Origin of the sequence: Xanthomonas arboricola pv. juglandis (assembly GCF_905367715.1) — a bacterium.
In the GTDB taxonomy this organism is placed as follows: domain Bacteria; phylum Pseudomonadota; class Gammaproteobacteria; order Xanthomonadales; family Xanthomonadaceae; genus Xanthomonas; species Xanthomonas arboricola.
The window spans coordinates 647981-667210 of sequence record NZ_HG999362.1 but is presented as its reverse complement, the minus strand read 5'-3'; the positions used below and the strand labels follow the sequence as shown (position 1 = coordinate 667210).

Annotated in this window: 19 protein-coding genes and 2 tRNA genes; 8 read left to right on the top strand and 13 right to left on the bottom strand. The window is 65.6% G+C overall.

What is annotated here, in order from left to right; translation table 11 throughout:
* Positions 1-738, bottom strand: a complete 738-nt coding sequence (locus KHN93_RS02840; protein ID WP_104553216.1) for a DUF6776 family protein — start codon at positions 736-738, stop codon at positions 1-3.
* Between the two features lie 143 nt (positions 739-881).
* Between KHN93_RS02840 and KHN93_RS02835 the strand changes: the two genes are divergently transcribed.
* From KHN93_RS02835 to KHN93_RS02825, 3 genes are read left to right on the top strand one after another with little or no spacing between them, the layout of a single operon-like run.
* Entirely contained in the window at positions 882-1508 is a 627-nt protein-coding gene (locus KHN93_RS02835; RefSeq protein ID WP_024938188.1) for a DUF4126 domain-containing protein, read from the top strand.
* Positions 1509-1546: 38 nt separating this feature from the next.
* Complete coding sequence (locus tag KHN93_RS02830) at positions 1547-3505, top strand: EAL domain-containing protein (RefSeq protein WP_211921922.1); 1959 nt, start codon at positions 1547-1549, stop codon at positions 3503-3505.
* 39 nt (positions 3506-3544) lie between these two features.
* Positions 3545-5812, top strand: a complete 2268-nt coding sequence (locus KHN93_RS02825; RefSeq protein ID WP_212579586.1) for an ATP-binding protein — start codon at positions 3545-3547, stop codon at positions 5810-5812.
* Positions 5813-6151: 339 nt separating this feature from the next.
* On the opposite strand, the gene bfr is transcribed toward KHN93_RS02825, so the two are convergent.
* The 3 genes from bfr to KHN93_RS02810 form a co-directional block, all read right to left on the bottom strand.
* Positions 6152-6622, bottom strand: a complete 471-nt coding sequence (gene bfr / locus KHN93_RS02820; protein ID WP_005990707.1) for a bacterioferritin — start codon at positions 6620-6622, stop codon at positions 6152-6154.
* Between the two features lie 350 nt (positions 6623-6972).
* Positions 6973-7182: a (2Fe-2S)-binding protein gene (locus tag KHN93_RS02815; RefSeq protein ID WP_024938191.1), complete on the bottom strand. Its 210-nt coding sequence runs from the start codon at positions 7180-7182 to the stop codon at positions 6973-6975.
* Positions 7183-7262: 80 nt separating this feature from the next.
* A complete protein-coding gene (locus KHN93_RS02810; RefSeq protein WP_024938192.1) occupies positions 7263-7880 on the bottom strand; it encodes an RNA pyrophosphohydrolase in 618 nt (205 codons plus the stop codon).
* A 118-nt stretch (positions 7881-7998) separates the two neighbouring features.
* Between KHN93_RS02810 and KHN93_RS02805 the strand changes: the two genes are divergently transcribed.
* Together KHN93_RS02805 and KHN93_RS02800 are read left to right on the top strand one after the other, a co-directional pair.
* A tRNA-Met gene (locus tag KHN93_RS02805) sits at positions 7999-8075 on the top strand.
* A 52-nt stretch (positions 8076-8127) separates the two neighbouring features.
* Positions 8128-8201: transfer RNA gene (locus KHN93_RS02800), tRNA-Gln, on the top strand.
* Positions 8202-8631: 430 nt separating this feature from the next.
* Here the strand turns inward: KHN93_RS02800 and rpsI are convergent.
* Together rpsI and rplM are read right to left on the bottom strand one after the other, a co-directional pair.
* The gene (rpsI, locus tag KHN93_RS02795; protein ID WP_016902423.1) at positions 8632-9024 is read right to left on the bottom strand and encodes a 30S ribosomal protein S9; all 393 of its coding nucleotides are present in this window, start codon (positions 9022-9024) and stop codon (positions 8632-8634) included.
* A 2-nt stretch (positions 9025-9026) separates the two neighbouring features.
* Entirely contained in the window at positions 9027-9455 is a 429-nt protein-coding gene (rplM, locus tag KHN93_RS02790; protein WP_016902424.1) for a 50S ribosomal protein L13, read from the bottom strand.
* A 181-nt stretch (positions 9456-9636) separates the two neighbouring features.
* Here rplM and coq7 point away from each other — a divergent pair, with 181 nt between their 5' ends.
* Complete coding sequence (gene coq7, locus KHN93_RS02785) at positions 9637-10290, top strand: 2-polyprenyl-3-methyl-6-methoxy-1,4-benzoquinone monooxygenase (protein ID WP_104561491.1); 654 nt, start codon at positions 9637-9639, stop codon at positions 10288-10290.
* Between the two features lie 264 nt (positions 10291-10554).
* Here the strand turns inward: coq7 and KHN93_RS02780 are convergent, their stop codons facing one another.
* Positions 10555-10869, bottom strand: coding sequence for a DMT family transporter (locus tag KHN93_RS02780; protein ID WP_003483069.1), 315 nt, complete (start codon positions 10867-10869; stop codon positions 10555-10557).
* Positions 10870-11033: 164 nt separating this feature from the next.
* On the bottom strand, positions 11034-11828 hold the full coding sequence (gene speD, locus KHN93_RS02775) for an adenosylmethionine decarboxylase (RefSeq protein ID WP_005990692.1): 795 nt from the start codon (positions 11826-11828) through the stop codon (positions 11034-11036).
* Positions 11829-11965: 137 nt separating this feature from the next.
* Here speD and crp point away from each other — a divergent pair, with 137 nt between their 5' ends.
* Positions 11966-12658, top strand: coding sequence for a cAMP-activated global transcriptional regulator CRP (gene crp / locus KHN93_RS02770; protein WP_024938194.1), 693 nt, complete (start codon positions 11966-11968; stop codon positions 12656-12658).
* Positions 12659-12948: 290 nt separating this feature from the next.
* Here the strand turns inward: crp and KHN93_RS02765 are convergent, their stop codons facing one another.
* From KHN93_RS02765 to KHN93_RS02745, 5 genes are all read right to left on the bottom strand, one after another.
* Entirely contained in the window at positions 12949-13665 is a 717-nt protein-coding gene (locus KHN93_RS02765) for a haloacid dehalogenase-like hydrolase (RefSeq protein ID WP_104561139.1), read from the bottom strand.
* Positions 13658-14530 carry an indole-3-glycerol phosphate synthase TrpC gene (gene trpC / locus KHN93_RS02760; RefSeq protein WP_411757888.1) on the bottom strand — a complete coding sequence of 291 codons (873 nt, stop codon included), beginning with the start codon at positions 14528-14530 and terminating at the stop codon, positions 13658-13660. Before trpC ends, KHN93_RS02765 begins: the two co-directional genes overlap by 8 nt.
* A gap of 54 nt (positions 14531-14584) precedes the next feature.
* On the bottom strand, positions 14585-15622 hold the full coding sequence (trpD, locus tag KHN93_RS02755; RefSeq protein ID WP_016902429.1) for an anthranilate phosphoribosyltransferase: 1038 nt from the start codon (positions 15620-15622) through the stop codon (positions 14585-14587).
* 116 nt (positions 15623-15738) lie between these two features.
* On the bottom strand, positions 15739-16371 hold the full coding sequence (locus KHN93_RS02750; RefSeq protein WP_053045997.1) for a flavin reductase family protein: 633 nt from the start codon (positions 16369-16371) through the stop codon (positions 15739-15741).
* 175 nt (positions 16372-16546) lie between these two features.
* Positions 16547-17125, bottom strand: coding sequence for an anthranilate synthase component II (locus KHN93_RS02745; RefSeq protein WP_016902431.1), 579 nt, complete (start codon positions 17123-17125; stop codon positions 16547-16549).
* Positions 17126-17579: 454 nt separating this feature from the next.
* Here KHN93_RS02745 and KHN93_RS02740 point away from each other — a divergent pair, with 454 nt between their 5' ends.
* On the top strand, positions 17580-19160 hold the full coding sequence (locus KHN93_RS02740) for a thioredoxin family protein (protein WP_104561141.1): 1581 nt from the start codon (positions 17580-17582) through the stop codon (positions 19158-19160).
* The last annotated feature ends 70 nt before the right edge of the window (positions 19161-19230 follow it).

The window sequence follows — 19230 nt, the reverse complement described above, 5'->3', positions numbered from 1 at the left end:
CTACTCCCCCGCGCCATTCCCGGCGACTTTCCAGTCGAATGTCTGATTGACCGGCGCCCCATCGCCGCTCAGGGAGATTTTGACACGTTGCGGAGTGAAATCCTTCGGCAGGATCACGCTGCCGTCCAATTGCTGGAAATAGCGGAACGAGTACGGCTGCCCGGCCGCATCCGGCTTCTGGTGCAGCTCGTTCCAGCTCACCGTGACCAGCTTGCCGGCACGCACGCCTTCCACCGCAAAGCGCAGCTGGCCCTGGCTGATCGCGCCGCGGTTGAGGTTCTGGGTCAGCACCACGCTGTAATTCCAGGTGCCGCCGGCCTCGGCGGTGAATTGCACCGAGTGCGCGTTCAGCCCCTTGCGCTGCGCGGTGGAGCCCACCAGGCGCTCGTAAAACGCCACATCCGCGCGCAGTGCGGCGATCTGCTCGTCGCGCTCGGCCAGCGAGGCCTGCACCTCGGTATTGGCGGCGCGGCTGATCTTGTCGGACATCGCCAGGTTGACCTGGCGCTGCTGCAACTGCGCGATCTGCCGACGCTGCTGGGCCTGGTTGCGCTGCGCCTGCTGCAGCGCCGCCTCGGCCTCGACCAGACGCGGCGCGGCAGTGCGGCTGGCCATCCACCACACCCCGCCCAGCGACGCCAGCCACACCAGTGCGATCACCAGCCATAACCAGCGGCCGCGGGAACGGCCACCGCCGGAGTCACGTTGGACGATCTGAACGCGTGCGGCTGGTCGCATGGGCATCGGGTCCGGACGGGCCGGCGCAATCATGGGCGGCGTAGTGTGCCAGAGCGACACTGACCGTCGTGCTGGCGCTGGACCGGCGGTTATCCCAAAGTTCTGCGATAGTTCTGCAATTGTTTGCAGGGATCGACAACGCCATGAGCGAAGCCCATCTGTTCGTGATCGGCATCCTGCTGGCCTGGCTGGCCGGCATCCGTGTCTATCTCACCGTGTTCGGTGTCGGCCTGGCCGGCCTGCTCGGCTGGATCGAGCTGCCGCCCGCCCTGCACCCGGCACAATCGTGGTGGGTGCTGGGCACCTCCGGTGCACTGGCGGTGGCCGAATTCTTCGCCGACAAGATCCCCGGCGTGGATTCGGGCTGGGACCTGCTGCAGACGCTGGCACGCGTGCCGGCCGGTGCCTTCCTGGCCGCGGCCACGCTGTCGCCGGACGGTGATCTGAGCACGGGCGTGCTGGCCGCCGGCGCCGGCGTGGCGCTGACCAGCCATACCCTCAAGGCCGGCACCCGCGCCTTGCTCAACACCTCGCCGGAACCGGCCAGCAACTGGGTCGCCTCGCTGGCCGAAGACACCATCACCACCACCGCGCTAGCGCTGGCACTGGCGCACCCGTGGCTGGCACTCAGTGTTGCGGTGGGCTCCAGCGTGCTGGCCACGCTGGTGGTGTGGTGGGTCTGGCGACTGCTGTGGCGGGGCATGCGCCGGCTGGTCGCGCCGATGCGTTCCACCACCACGCCGGCTGCACGTCGCTCCCCGCTATCGTGAAGTTCATCGCATAATCATCGCGACTGCAGGGAGTATCGATGGCCGCCCGAGATCCGGTTCATTTCACCCGTGACGACACCGCCACGCGCAATCGTCCACTGCGCGCCGAGACGCCGCCCGCCGACTATTGGCGCCGCTGGGCCGACGAGGCCGCGGCGGCGTCCACCGTTGCCGAGCCGGTGAGCGCGGCCATCATTCCGGCGCCTGCGCTCGCTGCCGCACCCGCAATGATCGTGCCGATGGCGCCAGCGCAGTCCGCTGCTCAAGGCAGCAACGCGCACGCGACGGCTGCAGCGCCGACACCGACGACCGCCTCAACCCCGCGCGAGGGCGATGACAACGTCGCCGCCGACGCGCCGTATCGCGTGCTGATCGTCGAGGACGACCGCTCGCAGGCGCTGTTTGCGCAGAGCGTGCTGCACGGCGCCGGCATGCATGCGCAGGTGGAAATGACCGCCGCCAGCGTGCCGCAGGCGATCCAGGACTACCACCCGGATCTGATCCTGATGGATCTGCACATGCCCGAGCTGGACGGCATCCGCCTGACCACCCTGATCCGCCAGCAGCCGGGTCAGCAGTTGCTGCCGATCGTGTTCTTGACCGGCGACCCGGATCCGGAGCGTCAGTTCGAAGTGCTCGACAGCGGCGCCGACGATTTCCTGACCAAGCCGATCCGCCCACGTCACCTGATCGCCGCAGTCTCCAACCGCATCCGCCGCGCCCGCCAACAGGCGCTGCAGCAGGCCGGCGAACCGGTCAGCGTGCGCAGCAATCCGGAAACCGGCCTGCCGACGCGCGGCCATGTGATGGAACTGCTGGCCGATGCGCTGGCGCGCAAGCAGGCCGGCGGGCTGTTCTTCATTGAAATCGCCAGCGCGCTCGGCCTGCGTGAGCGCTACGGCTATGCCGCCTACGAGCGCCTGATGACCCAGGCCGGGCATCGCCTGGCCAGTGCCGCGCACCCGTATCCACTGGCGCGCTTGAACGACAACAGCTTCCTGCTGCTGGGCGTGGACATGCCCGAATCCAGCCTGGAACAGCACGCGCTGGAGATCCGCCAGCGGCTGTCGGCGCATGCCTTCCCGGTGCGCGAGGAAGAATCGGTGCACGTGCGCTGCGCCATCGGCGTGGCACCGCTGGGCCTGGGCTTCGACGACACCGGCAGCGCGCTGGAAGCGGTCGAGCGCACCGCGCTGCAGGCACGCTTGCGCAGCGATGGCGTGCAGGCCTATCTGGCCCCCAGCCAGGCCGAACAGCAGGAGCAACTGCGCCTGGTCGAAGGCCAGCTCGAACTGGCCTATCAACCGATCGTGGCGGTGGCCGGAGGCGACACCGCGCAATACCAGGTGCTGCTGCGGCTGCGCCAGGCCGACGGCACGCTGCTGTCGGCCGGCCAGGTGATTCCCGCCGCCGAAGCGGCCGGACGCATCGCCGATCTCGACCAGCAGGTCATGGATCACGCGCTCGGCCTGCTGCATCTGTACCAGCACGCGCACCCGCCGCTGCGGCTGTTCGTGTCGCAGTCGCCGCGCACGCTGGCACGCGATGCCTTTGCCGACTGGCTGCTCAAGGCGCTGCTCGAGCGCGGCGTGGCCGGGCAATCGTTGATCGTCGACCTGCGCCTGGACGATGCCCTGATCCACGCGGTCACCGTGCAGCAGTTCTGCGCCAAATTGATGCCGGCCGGCGTGCAGTTCTGCCTGAGCCAGTTCGAGCCCGGCGACGAGGCCAACGCGCTGCTGGACCAGTTGCCGCTGAGCTTCGTGCGCATGGCCAACCGCTTCGCCGATGCCCACGGCAACGCAGCAGTCCGCGACGAATTGCGCAGCGTGATCAATATCGCCCATCAGCGCGGCCTGCTGATCATCGGCCAACGCATCGAAGATCCGCAGGCGGCCGCGGCGATGTGGATGAGCGGCGTGGACTTCATCCAGGGCAACCTGGTGCAGACGGTCGGCAAGGAACTGGACTTCGACTTCACGAACGCGGTGCTCTGAGTGACAGCGCGGGCAGGAGGCCTCCGCGCCTGGAGCAGCCTGGCCACGCTGACCGCGCTGGTTGCTGCGCTGGGTGCGGGCCTGCAGTGGTCGGCCATCGACGGGCCGTGGCGCGCGGTGACGGCACTCTCTGCAGCACTGGCGGTGGTATTCGGTCTATGCGCCGCAGTTGCCGGCTACCGCAGCGCGCGCGCGCAGCGCGCCCTGTCGCAACGCCTGGAAGAAGCCGACGTTGCCCGTGAACGCCTGCAGCAAGAGCTGCAGCGTCACGGCGAGCTCGAACAGGAACTGTTGCGCGCCAAGCAGGCCGCCGAGGCCGCCACGCTGGCCAAGGGCGAATTCCTGGCCACCATGAGCCACGAAATCCGCACCCCGCTCAACGGCATCATTCCGATGCTGGAACTGATCTCCAGCGGCCAGCTCAGCCTGGACCAGCGCGACATGCTGCAGACCGCCACCGGCAGCTCGCTGCAGCTGCTGCGCATCGTCGACGACATCCTCGACTACTCCAAACTCGAAGCCAACAAGCTCGAACTGGAGATCACCACCTTCAACCTGCGCGAGCTGCTCGACGGCGTCGTGCAGCTATTGCAGCGCACCGCCGAAGGCAAGCAGCTGCGCCTGGGACTGGATATCGAGCCGTCGGTGCGCCTGCTGGTGCGCGGCGACCCGATCCGCCTGCGCCAGGTGCTGGGCAACCTGATCGGCAATGCGATCAAGTTCACCGAGCGCGGCAGCGTCGACATCCAGCTGCGTCGCCTGGGCGAAACACGCGCCCAGCATCTGCTGCGCTTCCAGGTCCGCGACACCGGCATCGGCATCGCCCCGGATCAGCAGGCACGCCTGTTCCGCTCCTTCGCCCAGGCCGACGCCTCCACCACGCGCCTGTACGGCGGCACCGGTCTGGGGCTGGCGATCTGCAAGCGCATCATCGACCTGATGGGCGGCCGCATCGGCGTGGAGTCCGAGCCCGGGCGCGGCGCCACGTTCTGGTTCGAAATCCCGCTGCTCAAGGTCATCGGCGACCTGCAGCACAACACCGGTGCCGACGCCGCGCGGGTGATGGTGATCAGTTCCGACACCCGCCTGTCGCAGCGCCTCAAGCGCCTGCTCGACAGCTGGGGGGTGTCGCACGTGCTGATGGAAACCACCCAGGAAGCGCTGGAGCGGGTGCGTCGCCACAGCGACAGCGAAGGCTTCCGCTGCGTCATCGCCGACCACGACACGCTGCGCTACAGCGCACGCGCCGTGCACCGCGCACTTGCGCGTCCGGACGACCTCAGCGGCGCGCGCCTGATCTGGCTGTACGGCGACGAGCCGGTGCCGTCCGAGCTGCAGGACAATGCCACCCTGGTGCCGCGCCAGAGCCCGGACGAGACTCTGCGCTCGCTGGTGCTGCCGCCCGAGCCAAGGCCGGCCCACGCAACCGCGCTGGCCGCAGCGATGATTCCCGAGCCGATGGCGCCGGCGCTGGCCAACGCACGCGACGTGCGCATCCTGCTGGTGGAAGACAACCCGGTGAACCTGCTGGTCGCGCAGAAGCTGCTGGCCGTGCTCGGCTTCGACGCCGATACCGCCACCGATGGCGAAGCCGCGCTGAGCAGCATGGAGTCCACCCGCTACGACATGGTCTTCATGGATTGCCAGATGCCGGTGCTGGACGGCTATGCCGCCACCCGCCGCTGGCGCGCGATGGAAACCGAAAGCGGCGGCCGCCCGATCCCGATCGTGGCGATGACCGCCAACGCCATGGCCGGCGATCGCGAACGCTGCCTGGCCGCCGGCATGGACGACTATCTGTCCAAACCGGTCGCCCGCGAGCAGCTCGACGCCTGCCTGCAACGCTGGCTGCCGCGCCAACCGCTGCTGCCTGGCCCGGCCACCGGCAGCCAGGCCACAGGCGATCCCGAGAGCGCCAGCAGCGCCGCGCAGGCACGCGCCCTGCCGATCCTGGACAACAGCGTGATCGAGGAGCTGTACGAGGTGGCAGGCGCGGACACCATCACCATCCTGCAGCTGTTCCTGGAAGACGCGCCGGGCATCATCGAGCGCCTGGAAACCGCAGCCACCAATCGCGACAGCATGCAGCTGCGCGATCTGGCGCATACACTCAAATCCTCCAGCGCCAACGTCGGCGCCCAGGCGCTGGCCAATGCCGCGCGCCGGATCGAACTGGCCGCGCGCACCGGCACCATCGAACGCCCCTCGGTGATGGTGGCGCTGGTCATCGCCGAATACGCACGCGCCCGCCTGGCGCTGCTCGGCCAGGTCGCCCGCCTGCAGGCCAAGGCCCGCACAGCCGGCTGACCGCGCAAGCCTGCAGCCGACGACAGAACCGCCAGGCAACACAGTCGAAGACATCCCGAGAAGAAAAATCTTGCCTCACTCGCGCCGGGGCGAGAAGGCAGGGTTTGCGCGCCACTGGCATGCGTGCCCTGGAGCGCCCGCGTCGCAAACGCGGGCCGCGGCGCGGCTTAGGTCGCGCGCGAAGCCAAATGCGGCCAATCACAGCGACAGCGCGACACCCATGCAGCGCCCGCAGCGCCCGCAGCGCCTGCATGCTCCCCAGCAGTGCAGACGCTTACTGACTCAGACCCTCTTGCGCTGATCCCGGCACACCGCCGACCAGCACCGCACCGAGCGCCCTCAGTCGTCCAGCTTGGTCAGCAGGTAATTCGGCTCGCCGATGCGCGCCACCAGATCCAGCTGCGTTTCCAGCCAGTCGATGTGCTCTTCTTCCGACTCCAGGATGTCCACCAGCAGCTGGCGGCTCACGTAGTCGTTGACGGTCTCCGCATAGGCCACGGCCTCGCGCAGCACCGCAACCGCCTCGCGCTCCAGCGCCAGATCGCAGCGGAACATCTCGGTGGGGTTCTCGCCGATGCGCAGCTTGCCCAGCGCCTGGAAATTCGGAAGTCCTTCGAGAAACAGGATGCGGTCGGACAGCTTGTCCGCATGCTTCATCTCGTCGATGGATTCCTTGTACTCATGCTCGGCCAGTTCTTTCAGGCCCCAGTTCTTCAGCATCTTGGCGTGCAGAAAGTACTGGTTGATCGCAGTGAGTTCGTTGTAGAGCACCTTGTTGAGGTACTCGATGACCTTGGTATCGCCCTTCATGCGATGTCTCCGAGACAGTGAGCCGGCCGCACTGTAGCGCGTTGCCGCGGCGCATGAAGGAACGCGAATCGTGATCAGTTGCGCGACGCCTGCCCGATCCCGGGTGGGCCGTCATCCGGCCTGTCGCAGGAGCGGAGCTCCCATCGATCATTCGCCGAATGATCGATGCAGATTGCCGATCGACCATGACTGCAGTCGATCCCTAACCGACCGCGTGACCGGCAACGAGGAAGGCGACCTATCGATTGCGCGTTGGTGGCGCGAGGGGAAAACAGCAGTGAGAGCCAGCAACCCGGCACCCCGTCTGCGGCAATCTGCTATCGACAGCGCGCGAGCACGCTGGAAGGCGCTCAGGCAGCGCTGGCAAGCCCCAGCATGGGCAGCGGCAGGGCGCGGCTCGCATGGGCCTGGCTCAACACATCGCCCGCCATTTCCAGGCACGACCCACAGTTCGAACCACAGCCGGTGCGCATGGTCAGCTCGGCCAGGCTGGCGCAGCCATTCTCGGCCGCTTCGCGGATCTGGTGGTCGGTGACCCCATTACAGATGCAGACGTACACGGTATCGGTCGGGTGCTGGCGATCCGGAGAGGACCGGGACCGATTGCACCGCAAACGAGAATAGGTGTCAATTCCAAACGTTAATCATTATTAATCCGCACCGCGCGAGGCCCGCCCCGCTTGCGTGGGCGCTTGCGTGGGCTGTCGTGCCCGGCCGCGCTGCTGCCCGGCAACCACGCCTCCAGCGCGCGCTCGGGCATTACCCCGACCGCCGCCGAGCCCGCGATGGTCTGCGCCAGCGGAGCCAGATGACGCAGCGCGCGCGCATAGACCCCGCGCTTGAACATCACCACATGCTCGACCGGGTACCAGAAATCCACCCAGCGCCAATGATCGAACTCCGGCGTGTCGGTGTGGTCGAGCTTGAGATGGGATTCGTGGCCGGTGAACTGCAGTAGGAACCACACCTGCTTCTGGCCGATGCAGACCTGACGCTCGTTGCGCCGTACTGCCCGGCTCGGCAGGCGATAGCGCAGCCATCCAGGGGTGGCACCGAGCAATTCGACATGCTCGGGCAACAACCCGGTTTCTTCGCGCAACTCGCGGTACATGGCTTCTACGGGTGTCTCATCGGTATTCATGCCACCTTGCGGGAACTGCCAGCCGTCCCTGCGCACACGTCGTGCCCAGAACACCTGACCATCCTCTCGCATCAGCACGATGCCGACGTTTGGCCGGAAACCGTCCGGATCGATCACGATGCGGACTCCTGAAAATCTACTGTCACCGACTCTGCCACGGCGACGGCCGGCTCACAAGCTGAAAACGAAATGCTTGACAACACGCGAGCGCTTGGTAAGAATTGCCGGCTCCCTAGGCTATGTAGCTCAGCCGGTTAGAGCACAGCACTCATAATGCTGGGGTCGGTGGTTCGAGTCCACCCATAGCCACCAAGGTGTTCATGCGCACACAGGCATGCAATAATCTTGGCCCAACATGTTTTATTGCCCCGTCGCCAAGCGGTAAGGCACCTGACTCTGACTCAGGCATCGGTGGTTCGAATCCATCCGGGGCAGCCAAACACGAAAGGTCCGATCTGACGATCGGGCCTTTTTTGTTGCCCGATTACTTCTGCCCAGATGGAGCGCGCACGCAACCGTGCGCCCCGAGGTCGAATAGCGATCGCCGCAGGCGACGCCCCACCCCGCCCTCGTCCGGAAGGGATGCTGCGTCAGCCAGGCGAGGCACCACCCGCAGAACTGGCCACTTGCAAGCAGCACCCCGGCCGCCGCGCGCAGGCGCCGCCACCGCTGCCACTTGCTACGAGATGACCACCCAGCGTTTGCGGAAGCCGCCAGGCCAGGCCAAAGAAACCTGCCTCGCAACACAACACATCGCAGGCCACCGACTGCAGGCCCACTGCGCAGCCCCCAAAACGACAAAAGCCCGGCATGGCCGGGCTTTTGAAGCAGGCGCCCCGGCGAACCGGGACGCAACAAACGCGATGGATCAGCGCTTGGAGAACTGGGTCGCGCGACGGGCCTTGTGCAGACCGACCTTCTTACGCTCGACTTCGCGGGCGTCACGGGTCATGAAGCCGGCCTTTCGCAGCTCGGACTTCAGGGTTTCGTCGTACTCGACCAGTGCACGGGCGATGCCCAGACGGATCGCACCGGCCTGACCGGTGGTGCCGCCGCCGGAGGCGGTGACCAGGATGTCGAAGCTTTCGGTGTTCTTGGTGAGTTCCAGCGGCTGACGCACGATCATGCGTGCAGTCTCACGGCCAAAGAACTCGTCCAGCGGACGGTCGTTGACGGTGATGTTGCCGGTACCCTTGCGCAGGAACACGCGAGCGGTGGAGGACTTGCGGCGGCCAGTGCCGTAGTTTTGCGTGATAGCCATGATTAGATATCCAGAACTTGCGGCTGCTGGGCGGCGTGCGGATGCTCGGCACCCGAATAGACCTTGAGCTTGCGGTACATGGTGCGGCCCAGGGGGCCCTTCGGCAGCATGCCCTTGACAGCGATTTCGATCACGCGCTCCGGGTGGCGCTCCAGCGCCTGCTCCAGGCTCTCGGTCTTGAGGTTACCGATGTAGCCGGTGAAGCGGTGATACTTCTTGTCTTTCAGCTTGTTGCCCGTGACCACGATCTTTTCGGCATTGATCACCACGAGGTAATCGCCGGTATCGACGTGCGGGGTATAAACCGGCTTGTGCTTGCCGCGCAGACGGCGGGCCAGTTCGGTGGACAGACGGCCGAGCGTCTTGCCGGCGGCGTCAACGAGATACCAGTCGCGCTGGACGGTCTCGGACTTGGCGGTGAACGTAGTCATGAGAAAACTCTTGAGTGGTCGGGCGGATTGCAGCGGCAATGACCGCTGGAACTTTGCCACGCGTTGTGAAGGCGAAACAGAAGAGGCGGGATTGTACGGGACGATACAAGGCCACGCAAGTCGCCGGCTGGCCGGAGCGCTGGCGGTTGGCAGCGGCTCGGTCCGGGGCCAGAATCGGCGCATGACCCAGATCTCCTCTTTCCGACTGCATAGCCCGCTCGACCGGCTGCTGGTCGAAGCCCAGCGCGCGCTGGACACGGTATTCGGCAATCCGCCCGCCGAGCGGCCCAACCCGGCCGCCGACACCCCCGACGTCGCACTGGAACCGGACCAGCGTCGCCACGCCGCCGGCTTGATGCGGATCAACCACGTCGGCGAAGTCTGCGCGCAAGGCCTGTATTTCGGCCAGGCCGCGGTCGCCCGCGATGCCCACACCCAGCACCATCTGCTGGAGGCGGCGCAGGAAGAAACCGACCATCTGGCCTGGTGTGCCGACCGCCTGCACGAGCTGAACAGCCGCCCCAGCCTGTTCAACCCGCTCTGGTACGCCGGCAGCTACGCGCTCGGCGCCCTGGCCGGATTGCGCGGCGACGACTGGAGCCTGGGCTTCGTGGTCGAGACCGAGCGCCAGGTCGAAGCCCATCTGGACGAACACCTGGAAACCCTCCCCGAGGTCGACCAGCGCAGCCGCGCGATCCTGCGCGTGATGAAGATCGACGAAGCCCGCCACGCCGACCAGGCCGAACAAGCCGGCGCGCGCATCCTCCCGCCCCCGATCCCCAGCGCCATGGCCCTGGCCTCCAAGCTGATGAAAGCGGTGGCGTACCGGCTGTAGCCGGGGGATTGGGGATTGGGGATTGGGGATTGGGGATTGGGGATTGGGGATTGGGGATTGGGGATTGGGGATTGGGGATTGGCAGCCGGCAGCCGGCAGCCGGCAGCAAACCAAGCCCACACCTTGCAGCACCCCACTGGAGCAGAGCCCCTTCTGTTAAGGGGGCGCGCCGAAGGCGGGGGGATAGGCTGCTACGAAGTGGGGCCCAAGGTTTGCGCAGCAAACCTTGGGGGGGGCAGGCCTGCGAAGCAGGGCTGACCACACCTACCCCACCAGCTTCAGCCCGATCACCCCGGCCACGATCAGGCCGATGCAGGCCAGACGCGACCATGACGCGCTGTCGCCGAACAGCGCGATGCCGGCGATGGTCACGCCCAGCGCGCCGATTCCGGTCCAGATCGCGTAACCGGTGCCGACCGGGATGGTCTTCAGTGCCTGGGTCAGGAACCACAGGCTGATGCCCGCCAGACCGATCGTCAGCACGGTCGGCCACAGGCGGGTGAAGCCGTCGCTGTACTTCAGGCCCATGGCAAAACCGATTTCGAACAGGCCGGCCAGCAGCAGATAGATCCAGGGCATCGCATCACTCCTCACTTGAAAAACGCACAAAAAAAAAGCGACCCAGTGCTTGCACACTGGGCCGCCGTCGGCTGTGGAACGCGAGGTCATCGCGTGGCGGGCCGTCCCGCCTTGGTTCTTTCGCGCGCCTGCAGGCAGGTCGCGCAACAGCTCGCTCGCTGCGCTTACTCGCTCAGGTTGCGCCCGTGGAACAGTTCTTCGATCTCGCGCTTGAGCAGCGTTTCGATCTTCATGCGCTCCTTGAACGAGAGGTTCTTGGCGCGCTCCTCGAACAGGTACTGGTCCAGGTCGAAGTCCTTCAGGTGCATCTTGGTGTGGAAGATGTTTTCCTGATAGACGTTGACATCGAACATCTCGTAGCGCGACTTCACGTTCTTGGCGAGGAAGTGCTGGATCGAGTTGATCTTGTGGTCGATGTAGTGCTTTTTGCCCTTCACATCGCGAGTGAAGCCACGGACGCGGTAGTCCATGATCACGATGTCCGACTCCAGGCTCTCGATCAGGTAGTTCAGCGCCTTCAACGGCGAGATCACGCCGCAGGTGGCGACGTCGATATCGGCGCGGAACGTGGCGATGCCTTCCTGCGGATGCGTCTCGGGGTATGTATGGACAGTGATATGACTTTTGTCCATATGAGCAACCACGGCATCAGAAATCAGCTCCTTACCAGCCTGCTTCTTGTCGATGACGGGCTCTTCCGAGATCAGGATCGTGACCGATGCGCCCTGCGGATCGTAGTCCTGACGTGCGATATTGAGGATGTTGGCGCCAATGATCTCGGCAACATCGGTCAGGATCTGCGTCAGACGATCGGCGTCGTACTGCTCATCGATATATTCGATGTAGCGCTGACGCTCCTCTTCGGTACGCGCGTAACAGACGTCGTAGATGTTGAAGCTCAACGCCTTGGTGAGGTTGTTGAACCCCTGTAGCCTCAGGCGAGGCAACGGCTTGACCACGTCGGTCTGTCCTTATGGAAGGCGGGAAAGGAAACAATTATGAGCCAAAGATCCCAGCAACGAAATGCCGATGTTAAGAATGGTTTACCTTGCATGACTCATGCCGTTAAGCTTCAGGAATTACACGCGGAACTACCATGAGCCCAGGAAACACGACGGTTGTGACTACGACGGTACGTAACGCTACCCCTTCTCTGGCGCTGGACGCGGGCACGATCGAGCGTTTCCTGGCGCACAGCCATCGCAGGCGCTATCCGACCCGGACCGATGTGTTCCGGCCAGGAGACCCGGCTGGCACCCTCTACTACGTGATCAGTGGCTCGGTGAGCATCATTGCCGAGGAAGATGACGATCGTGAGTTGGTGCTGGGCTACTTCGGTAGCGGCGAGTTCGTCGGCGAGATGGGGTTGTTCATCGAATCCGATACCCGCGAGGTGATCTTGCGCACCCGCACCCAGTGCGAGCTGGCCGAGATCAGCTACGAGCGGCTGCAGCAGTTGTTCCAGACCAGCCTGTCGCCGGATGCGCCGCGCATCCTGTACGCGATTGGCGTTCAGCTGTCCAAGCGGTTGCTCGATACCACAAGGAAAGCCAGCCGCCTGGCGTTCCTGGACGTAACCGACCGCATCGTGCGCACCCTGCACGACCTGTCCAAGGAGCCGGAAGCGATGAGTCACCCGCAGGGCACCCAGCTGCGCGTATCGCGGCAGGAACTGGCACGGCTGGTGGGTTGTTCGCGCGAAATGGCCGGGCGCGTGCTCAAGAAGCTGCAGGCCGACGGCCTGCTGCATGCGCGCGGCAAGACCGTCGTGCTCTACGGCACCCGCTAGGCGGTTGTGGTCGCGGCTGGTGCAGCACTGCACCAGCCGCAGCTTGAACCGCATGCCGCATGGAATGCGGACTGCTGTAGTCGGGCGCGCTGCGCCGCCGCGTGCTGCCTGCGCGCCGTGCATTACTAGCTGCTTACCCTTCCCTGCTGCTTCGGCGGGCTTGGCGTGACCAGTAAATCTTGGTGAACAGCCACCGGATGCGCGAAGCAAGCCGTGCGTCTGCGCGGTAGCTGCCGAGTTCGAATACCTGCCGTGCCCGCCAGGCTGCGCGCCGCTACCGGCGCCAGGCGCTACAGCGCCTTGCCACCGCGATCGCGACATCCCCAGTTGAGGATCGGCGTGCCGGCCGGCAGCACCTGCCGGAACAGCGCTTCGCGATTGGCCTTCGGATTGACCACCACCGGCGCACGCGCGGCCTTCAACAGCGGCAGATCCGCGGTGCTGTCCGAATAGGCAATGGCGATGTCGGCATAGCCGCGCTCGCGCAGCATGCGCATCTTCTCTTCGTTGTGGCAGTGACGCCGCGCGGTGACCGCACCCAGGCGTGGGCCGACCAGGCTGCCGATCACCGGCACATCCTGATGGGCGACAAAGCCGAGAATCGCGCGCGCCAGTTCCGGCGGCGCGCCGGTGGCCACCACCACACGGTCGCCGGCAACGCGGTGGTCGGTGAACACCTTCAAGGCGTGCGGCAACAGGCGCTGCCGGATCTGCGCCTCATGCTTGAGCACGTAGGCATCGATGAAACGGTTGAACTCGCGCGTGCGGTGCAGGCCGAAGGTGGCGATCCACACATACCCGGACACGCCGCGGCGACGGGTCGGCAGCATCGCCACCATCGGGCCGAGGATTGGCGAGGTCAACAGCGCCACCAGCAGACGCAAGGGGTTGCGCTTGATCAGCCAGGCGAACAGATGGCTGCCGGAGTCGCCGTCATACAGCGTGTGGTCGAAATCGAAGACCACCAGCGGTGCGTCGTCGCGCGGTACGGGATACGCCTCAGTCATGCGCGAAGAATAGCTGACGCAGCGACTCGCCGGGTTCGGGCGCGCGCATGAAGGTCTCGCCGACCAGAAACGCGTTCACACCGTGGCTGCGCATCAACTGCACATCGGCCGGAGTGACGATGCCGCTTTCGGTGACCAGGATGCGGTCGCGCGGCACGGCGGCGCGCATGTCCAGCGTGGTCTGCAGCGTCACTTCGAAGGTGCGCAGATTGCGGTTGTTGATGCCCACCAGCGGCACCGGCACCTGCACCGCGCGCTCGAGCTCGTCGATGTCGTGCACTTCCACCAGCACATCCAGGCCCAGCTGCATGGCCAGGCCGGACAGCTCGGCCAGCTGCCCATCGTCCAGTGCCGAGACGATCAGCAGGATGCAGTCGGCGCCGAGCACGCGCGCCTCGTAGACCTGGTAGGGGTCGACGGTGAAATCCTTGCGCAGCACCGGCAGCGTGCAGGCCTCGCGCGCCTGGCGTAGATAGGCGTCGGCGCCCTGGAAGAAGTCCACATCGGTCAGCACCGACAGGCAGCTGGCGCCGCCGAATTCATAGCTGACCGCGATGTCGGCCGGGTGGAAGTCGGGCCGGATCACGCCCTTGGACGGGCTGGCCTTCTTCACTTCGGCGATCACCGCCGGCTCGCCGGCGGCGATGCTGGCCTGCATGGCGGCAGCGAAACCGCGCGTGAGCGGCAGGTCGGCGCTGCGCGCGATCAGCTCGGCCAGCGGCACGCGCGCACTGCGCTCGGCGATTTCTTCGGCCTTGCGGGCGAGGATGGTGTTGAGGATGTCGCTCATCGTTTCGGGTCCTGGCGGGCGGGCATTATCGGTCAAGACGGCCGCAACTGACCGCCACGCGCCGGCGCGCAGCATGCCAGCGGGATTGTGAGGATGCCGAGGCCATGCCTGCCGGTGCGGTGGGAAGGGTCAGGCCTGCGGGGCAATCTGCCGGGTGAAGGCGACATAGGCGTCCAGCTTTGCACGCGCCGAGCCATCGGCCAGGACCGCACGCGCACGCACGACGCCGTCGGCGATGCTGTCGGACACGCCTGCCACGTACAGCGCCGCCCCGGCATTGAGCGCAACGATGTCCAGCGCCGGGCCGGGCACATTGTCCAGCACCTGCAGCAGCATCGTGCGCGACTGCGCGGCATCGGCCACCTTGAGGTTGCGGCTGGCCGACATGGCGATGCCGAAATCCTCCGGATGCACTTCGTATTCGCGCACCTGGCCATCGCGCAGTTCGCCGACCAGGGTGCCGGCACCGAGCGAGAGCTCGTCCATGCCATCGCGCCCCCACACCACCAGCGCGCGCTCGGCACCGAGTTCCTGCAGCACGCGCGCCTGGATGCCGACCAGGTCCGGATGGAACACGCCCATCAGGATGTTCGGCGAGCCGGCCGGGTTGGTCAGCGGGCCGAGGATGTTGAAGATGGTGCGCACGCCCATTTCGCGGCGCACCGGCGCCACCACCTTCATGGCCGGATGATGCACCGGCGCATACATGAAGCCGATACCGGTCTGCGCCAGCGAGGCGGCGACCTGCTCGGGCTGCAACTCGATCGCCGCGCCCAGCGCCTCCAGCGCGTCGGCACTGCCGGACTTGGAGGAAACGCTGCGGTTACCGTGCTTGGCGACCTTGGCACCGCCGGCGGCGGCCACGAACATGGCGCAGGTGGAGATGTTGAAGGTATGCGAGCCATCGCCGCCGGTGCCGACGATGTCGACCATATGCTGGCGATCACTCACGTCCACGCGACGCGAGAACTCGCGCATCACCGTGGCTGCGCCGGCGATCTCGCCGATGGTTTCCTTCTTGACCCGCAACCCGGTGAGGATGGCAGCGACCATCATGTCCGAGACCTCGCCACGCATGATCTGGCGCATCAGCTCGACCATTTCGTCGTGGAAGATTTCGCGGTGTTCGATGGTGCGTTGCAGGGCTTCTTGCGGGGTGATGGGCATGGACGAGGACCGTGGCAAAACGTGGGAAAGATAGGCGACAGCGAGGTGGATCGATCAATCCTGGCGCTGCGGTCGCGCATGGCGGCAATGCCCTGCAGCGACGTGGCGCGCAGCGCTCACTGGCCCGGGCGCCGCATGCGGAAGCGCGCTTGCGCCTGCACTTCGAAATAGTCGGCGGCACCGCCGGCGCGCAGAATCGTCTGCACGGCTGCGGGATCGTAGATGCCGTCCTGCAACGCCGCGTGCGCCAGATGCACGCCGACCACTTCGCCCAGGACCAGCCAGGTTTCGATGGCTTGCCCATCTGCGCTCTGCAGCGGCAACAGCTGGCTGAGCCGGCATTCGAAACTGACCGGGCTGGCCGCCACGCGCGGGGCACCGATCAGCCGCGATGGCGCCATCTGCAGCTCGGCCAATACGAACTCGTCGACCTCCGCCGGCACCATCGCCGCACTGGCATTCATTGCCTCGGCCAACGGGCGCGTGGCCAGGTTCCAGCTGAACTCGCCGGTGGCTTCGATATTGCGCAGGCTGTCCTTGCGGCCGATGCTGGCGAAGCCGACGATCGGCGGCACGTAATTGAACGCGTTGAAGAAGCTGTAAGGGGCCAGATTGGCGATGCCCTCGGCGCTGCGCGAGCCGATCCAGCCGATCGGCCGCGGACCGACGATGGCGTTGAACGGATCGTGCGGCAGCCCGTGGCCCTGGCCTGGTTCGTAGAAGTGGAAGCTGTCGCTGGCGGTGCTCATCGTGATCCGGATGCAGGTGTGAACGAAGCGAGGCGGGAAACCGGCCGCATGCTATCGCGTAGGTCATTGCAGGCATTACGCGCATGGGTCGCCGGTGCATTGATAGCGCCGAAGACTGCATCGAGACTGACGAAGGTTGCGGCGGCCCTTGCGACGTGCGCGCTGCGCATTTCGATCAACGCTGCAGGAAGTTTTTCAGCAAGGCCTGACCGTGCTGGGTCAGGATCGACTCGGGATGGAACTGCACGCCTTCGACCGGAAACTGGCGATGGCGCAGGCCCATGATCTCTTCGATCGAGCCATCCGGATTCTCGGTCCAGGCGGTGACTTCCAGCGCGTCGGGCAAGGTGGTCTTGTCCACCACCAGCGAGTGGTAGCGGGTGGCTTCGTAGCTGTCCGGCAGGCCGGCGAACACGCCCTTGCCCTGGTGGCGGATCGGCGAGGTCTTGCCATGCATGATGTTGTCGGCGCGGATCACATCGCCGCCATAGACCTGCCCGATGCTTTGATGCCCCAAGCACACGCCCAGGATCGGCGTGGTCTGGCCCAACTGCTCGATCAGCTGCAGCGAGATACCGGCCTCGTTCGGGGTGCACGGGCCGGGCGAGATCACGATGCGCTCGGGCCTGAGCGCGGCGATCTGATCCACGCTCATCGCGTCGTTGCGCACCACCGTGACCTCGGCGCCCAGCGCCTGCAGGTACTGCACGAGGTTGTAGGTAAAGCTGTCGTAGTTGTCTAGCATCAGTAACATTTCAGGCCTATCTCTTTGTTTTTAAAGGGCAACAGCCCGAAACAACCCGCCGATACCCGCCCTAATCCCTTTCAACCCGCCTGGATACCCAAGCGGCCGGGGAGCGAGCAACACCGAAGCATATCTTCGCACGGGCTCGCTCAGCGCTCCTGTGTCCGATCAACGCGATCAGCCATGCAGACGCGTCATCCACGCTGTCCCTCCCCGGACCACAGTGCTCCGACAGGTCCGGACCAGCTATACAACTTGAACCTCACGCGCGGAACGCCGGCTGTCTCCAGCCTGGATCCAATGCTCGCCGCCATGCGTCCCTAACGATGCGTTCGGCGTGACGGCAGTTCGCATCCTCCGCTCCGGGCAAACTGGAAAGACGTGATGCTTCGAGGAATTGGCAGGCGTGGAGGTGTTTCCACACAACCGCGCTCAGCTGACCTCCATCACGCAAAGGCTGCCCATGGCTCTGTCGTTTCGTTCGCCGTCCCCCACGCCCATCGCTCTTTCCGCGTTGCTGGCAGCGCTGACGGCCTGCGACAGATCAACGCCGTCGGCGGCATCCGCGCCGCCCGCAGCAGCAACGCGGCCTGCAGCTGCGCCCGCGATAAACTGGCATGAGGGAAATGTGGAGAAAGCCCTGGAGGAGGCCAGGAACACCGGCAAACCACTCCTGTTGTACTGGGGCGCCATCTGGTGCCCACCGTGCAACCGGCTCAAGGCCACCACGTTCAAGGACCCGGGGTTCATCGCGCAGACGCGGCAATTCGTGGCAGTGCATCTGGACGCAGACCTGCAAGAAGCCCAGACCTGGGCCGAACGCTTCGGCGTCAGGGGGTATCCCACGGTCATCCTGCTACGCCCGGATCGCAGCGAAATCACCCGGCTGGTGGGCGACAGCAGTACCGCCCAGCTTGTCGATAGCCTGCGCGTTGCAGCTCAATCCACCGCAAGTACAAAGCAGATTCTGGAGCGGGCGCTCAACGCTCCACAAACGCTAAAGCCGGACGAGTGGACTCTTCTCGGCAATTACAGCTGGTTGCAGGACGACCAACTGGTCGATGCAAAGGCTGCGCCCGGCACCCTGGCTGCACTGGCGAAGGCGGCACCACAGCCGGCCTTGCAGCGTCGCTTCCAGCTGCTGGCAGTAGCCGTCACCAGGCAGAAGCCCGTCGTAAGCCCGGCGACGTACACGTTGCTGCAAACCGTGTTTTCCAACCCTTCGGAGGTGCGCAACAATCTTGATGTGCTGGTGCGTGGTGCTGCCACGCTGGTTGCTTCCGCGACCGACGATCCGGGCAAACGTGCCGCATTGTCCAGGGAGTTCAATCAGGCGTTGGCGCAGGCCTATGCCGATCCCACCTTGCCCATCGTTGATCGTTTGCGGACCGGGTATGCCGAGATCGACCTTGCTCGCCTGGCACAGGGACAGCCGACCAGAGCGGAAATGAATAAGCCGCAACCTCCGCTGCCCGCAGACGTGGTCAAGACCGTGCACCAGCGCGTGCAGTGGGCGGTGACGGAAGCCAAGACCGATGAAGAGCGTCAGTCCACGATCACAAGTGCTGCCGGCTTGTTGGCGCTGGTGGGCGATAACAAGGGATCTGCGCAATTGATGCAGGCCGAGTTGACGCGTAGCAAGACACCGTCCTACTACATGCCCTACCTGGGCATCCTGGCCGAGCAGCGCGGTGACACCAAGGCTGCGCTGTCATGGTTCAAGCAGGCCTACGATTCGAATGGTAGCCAGGGGACCGTGGTTGAGCGGGGCATGACCTATCTGGATGCGCTGGTCCGGCTCAGCCCGGAGGACGGTACAGGTATCGAGACGCTTGCAAGCCGAGTGATCGGCGATCTGGCGCGGCAATCCGATGGCTATCTCAAAGATAATCGCCAGCACTTCGAGGAAGTCGGCGCATCACTGAAGACCTGGAGCAAGCAGAGCCCGACAGGCAGCGCGGTGCTGACGCGCCTGCGCCAGAAGGCGCAGGCACGTTGCGCCGACGAGAACAAGCCAGCCGCCTGCGCCGACTGGCTGGGGTGAGGCGGGGCGTAGTCCTGATGCGCCTGCGAAGATCGGCACAGGCACGCCCCGCGCAGGTGGTTCGCCCATC

Bases quoted from the DNA above. Each gene is read 5' to 3' on its own strand.
- KHN93_RS02840 (WP_104553216.1), bottom strand. From the start codon at position 738: ATGCGACCAGCCGCACGCGTTCAGATCGTCCAACGTGACTCCGGCGGT.
- KHN93_RS02835 (WP_024938188.1), top strand. From the start codon at position 882: ATGAGCGAAGCCCATCTGTTCGTGATCGGCATCCTGCTGGCCTGGCTG.
- KHN93_RS02830 (WP_211921922.1), top strand. From the start codon at position 1,547: ATGGCCGCCCGAGATCCGGTTCATTTCACCCGTGACGACACCGCCACG.
- bfr (WP_005990707.1), bottom strand. From the start codon at position 6,622: ATGAAGGGCGATACCAAGGTCATCGAGTACCTCAACAAGGTGCTCTAC.
- rpsI (WP_016902423.1), bottom strand. From the start codon at position 9,024: ATGGCTATCACGCAAAACTACGGCACTGGCCGCCGCAAGTCCTCCACC.
- rplM (WP_016902424.1), bottom strand. From the start codon at position 9,455: ATGACTACGTTCACCGCCAAGTCCGAGACCGTCCAGCGCGACTGGTAT.
- coq7 (WP_104561491.1), top strand. From the start codon at position 9,637: ATGACCCAGATCTCCTCTTTCCGACTGCATAGCCCGCTCGACCGGCTG.
- KHN93_RS02780 (WP_003483069.1), bottom strand. From the start codon at position 10,869: ATGCCCTGGATCTATCTGCTGCTGGCCGGCCTGTTCGAAATCGGTTTT.
- crp (WP_024938194.1), top strand. From the start codon at position 11,966: ATGAGCCCAGGAAACACGACGGTTGTGACTACGACGGTACGTAACGCT.
- KHN93_RS02765 (WP_104561139.1), bottom strand. From the start codon at position 13,665: ATGACTGAGGCGTATCCCGTACCGCGCGACGACGCACCGCTGGTGGTC.
- trpC (WP_411757888.1), bottom strand. From the start codon at position 14,530: ATGCTGCGCGCCGGCGCGTGGCGGTCAGTTGCGGCCGTCTTGACCGAT.
- trpD (WP_016902429.1), bottom strand. From the start codon at position 15,622: ATGCCCATCACCCCGCAAGAAGCCCTGCAACGCACCATCGAACACCGC.
- KHN93_RS02750 (WP_053045997.1), bottom strand. From the start codon at position 16,371: ATGAGCACCGCCAGCGACAGCTTCCACTTCTACGAACCAGGCCAGGGC.
- KHN93_RS02745 (WP_016902431.1), bottom strand. From the start codon at position 17,125: ATGTTACTGATGCTAGACAACTACGACAGCTTTACCTACAACCTCGTG.
- KHN93_RS02740 (WP_104561141.1), top strand. From the start codon at position 17,580: ATGGCTCTGTCGTTTCGTTCGCCGTCCCCCACGCCCATCGCTCTTTCC.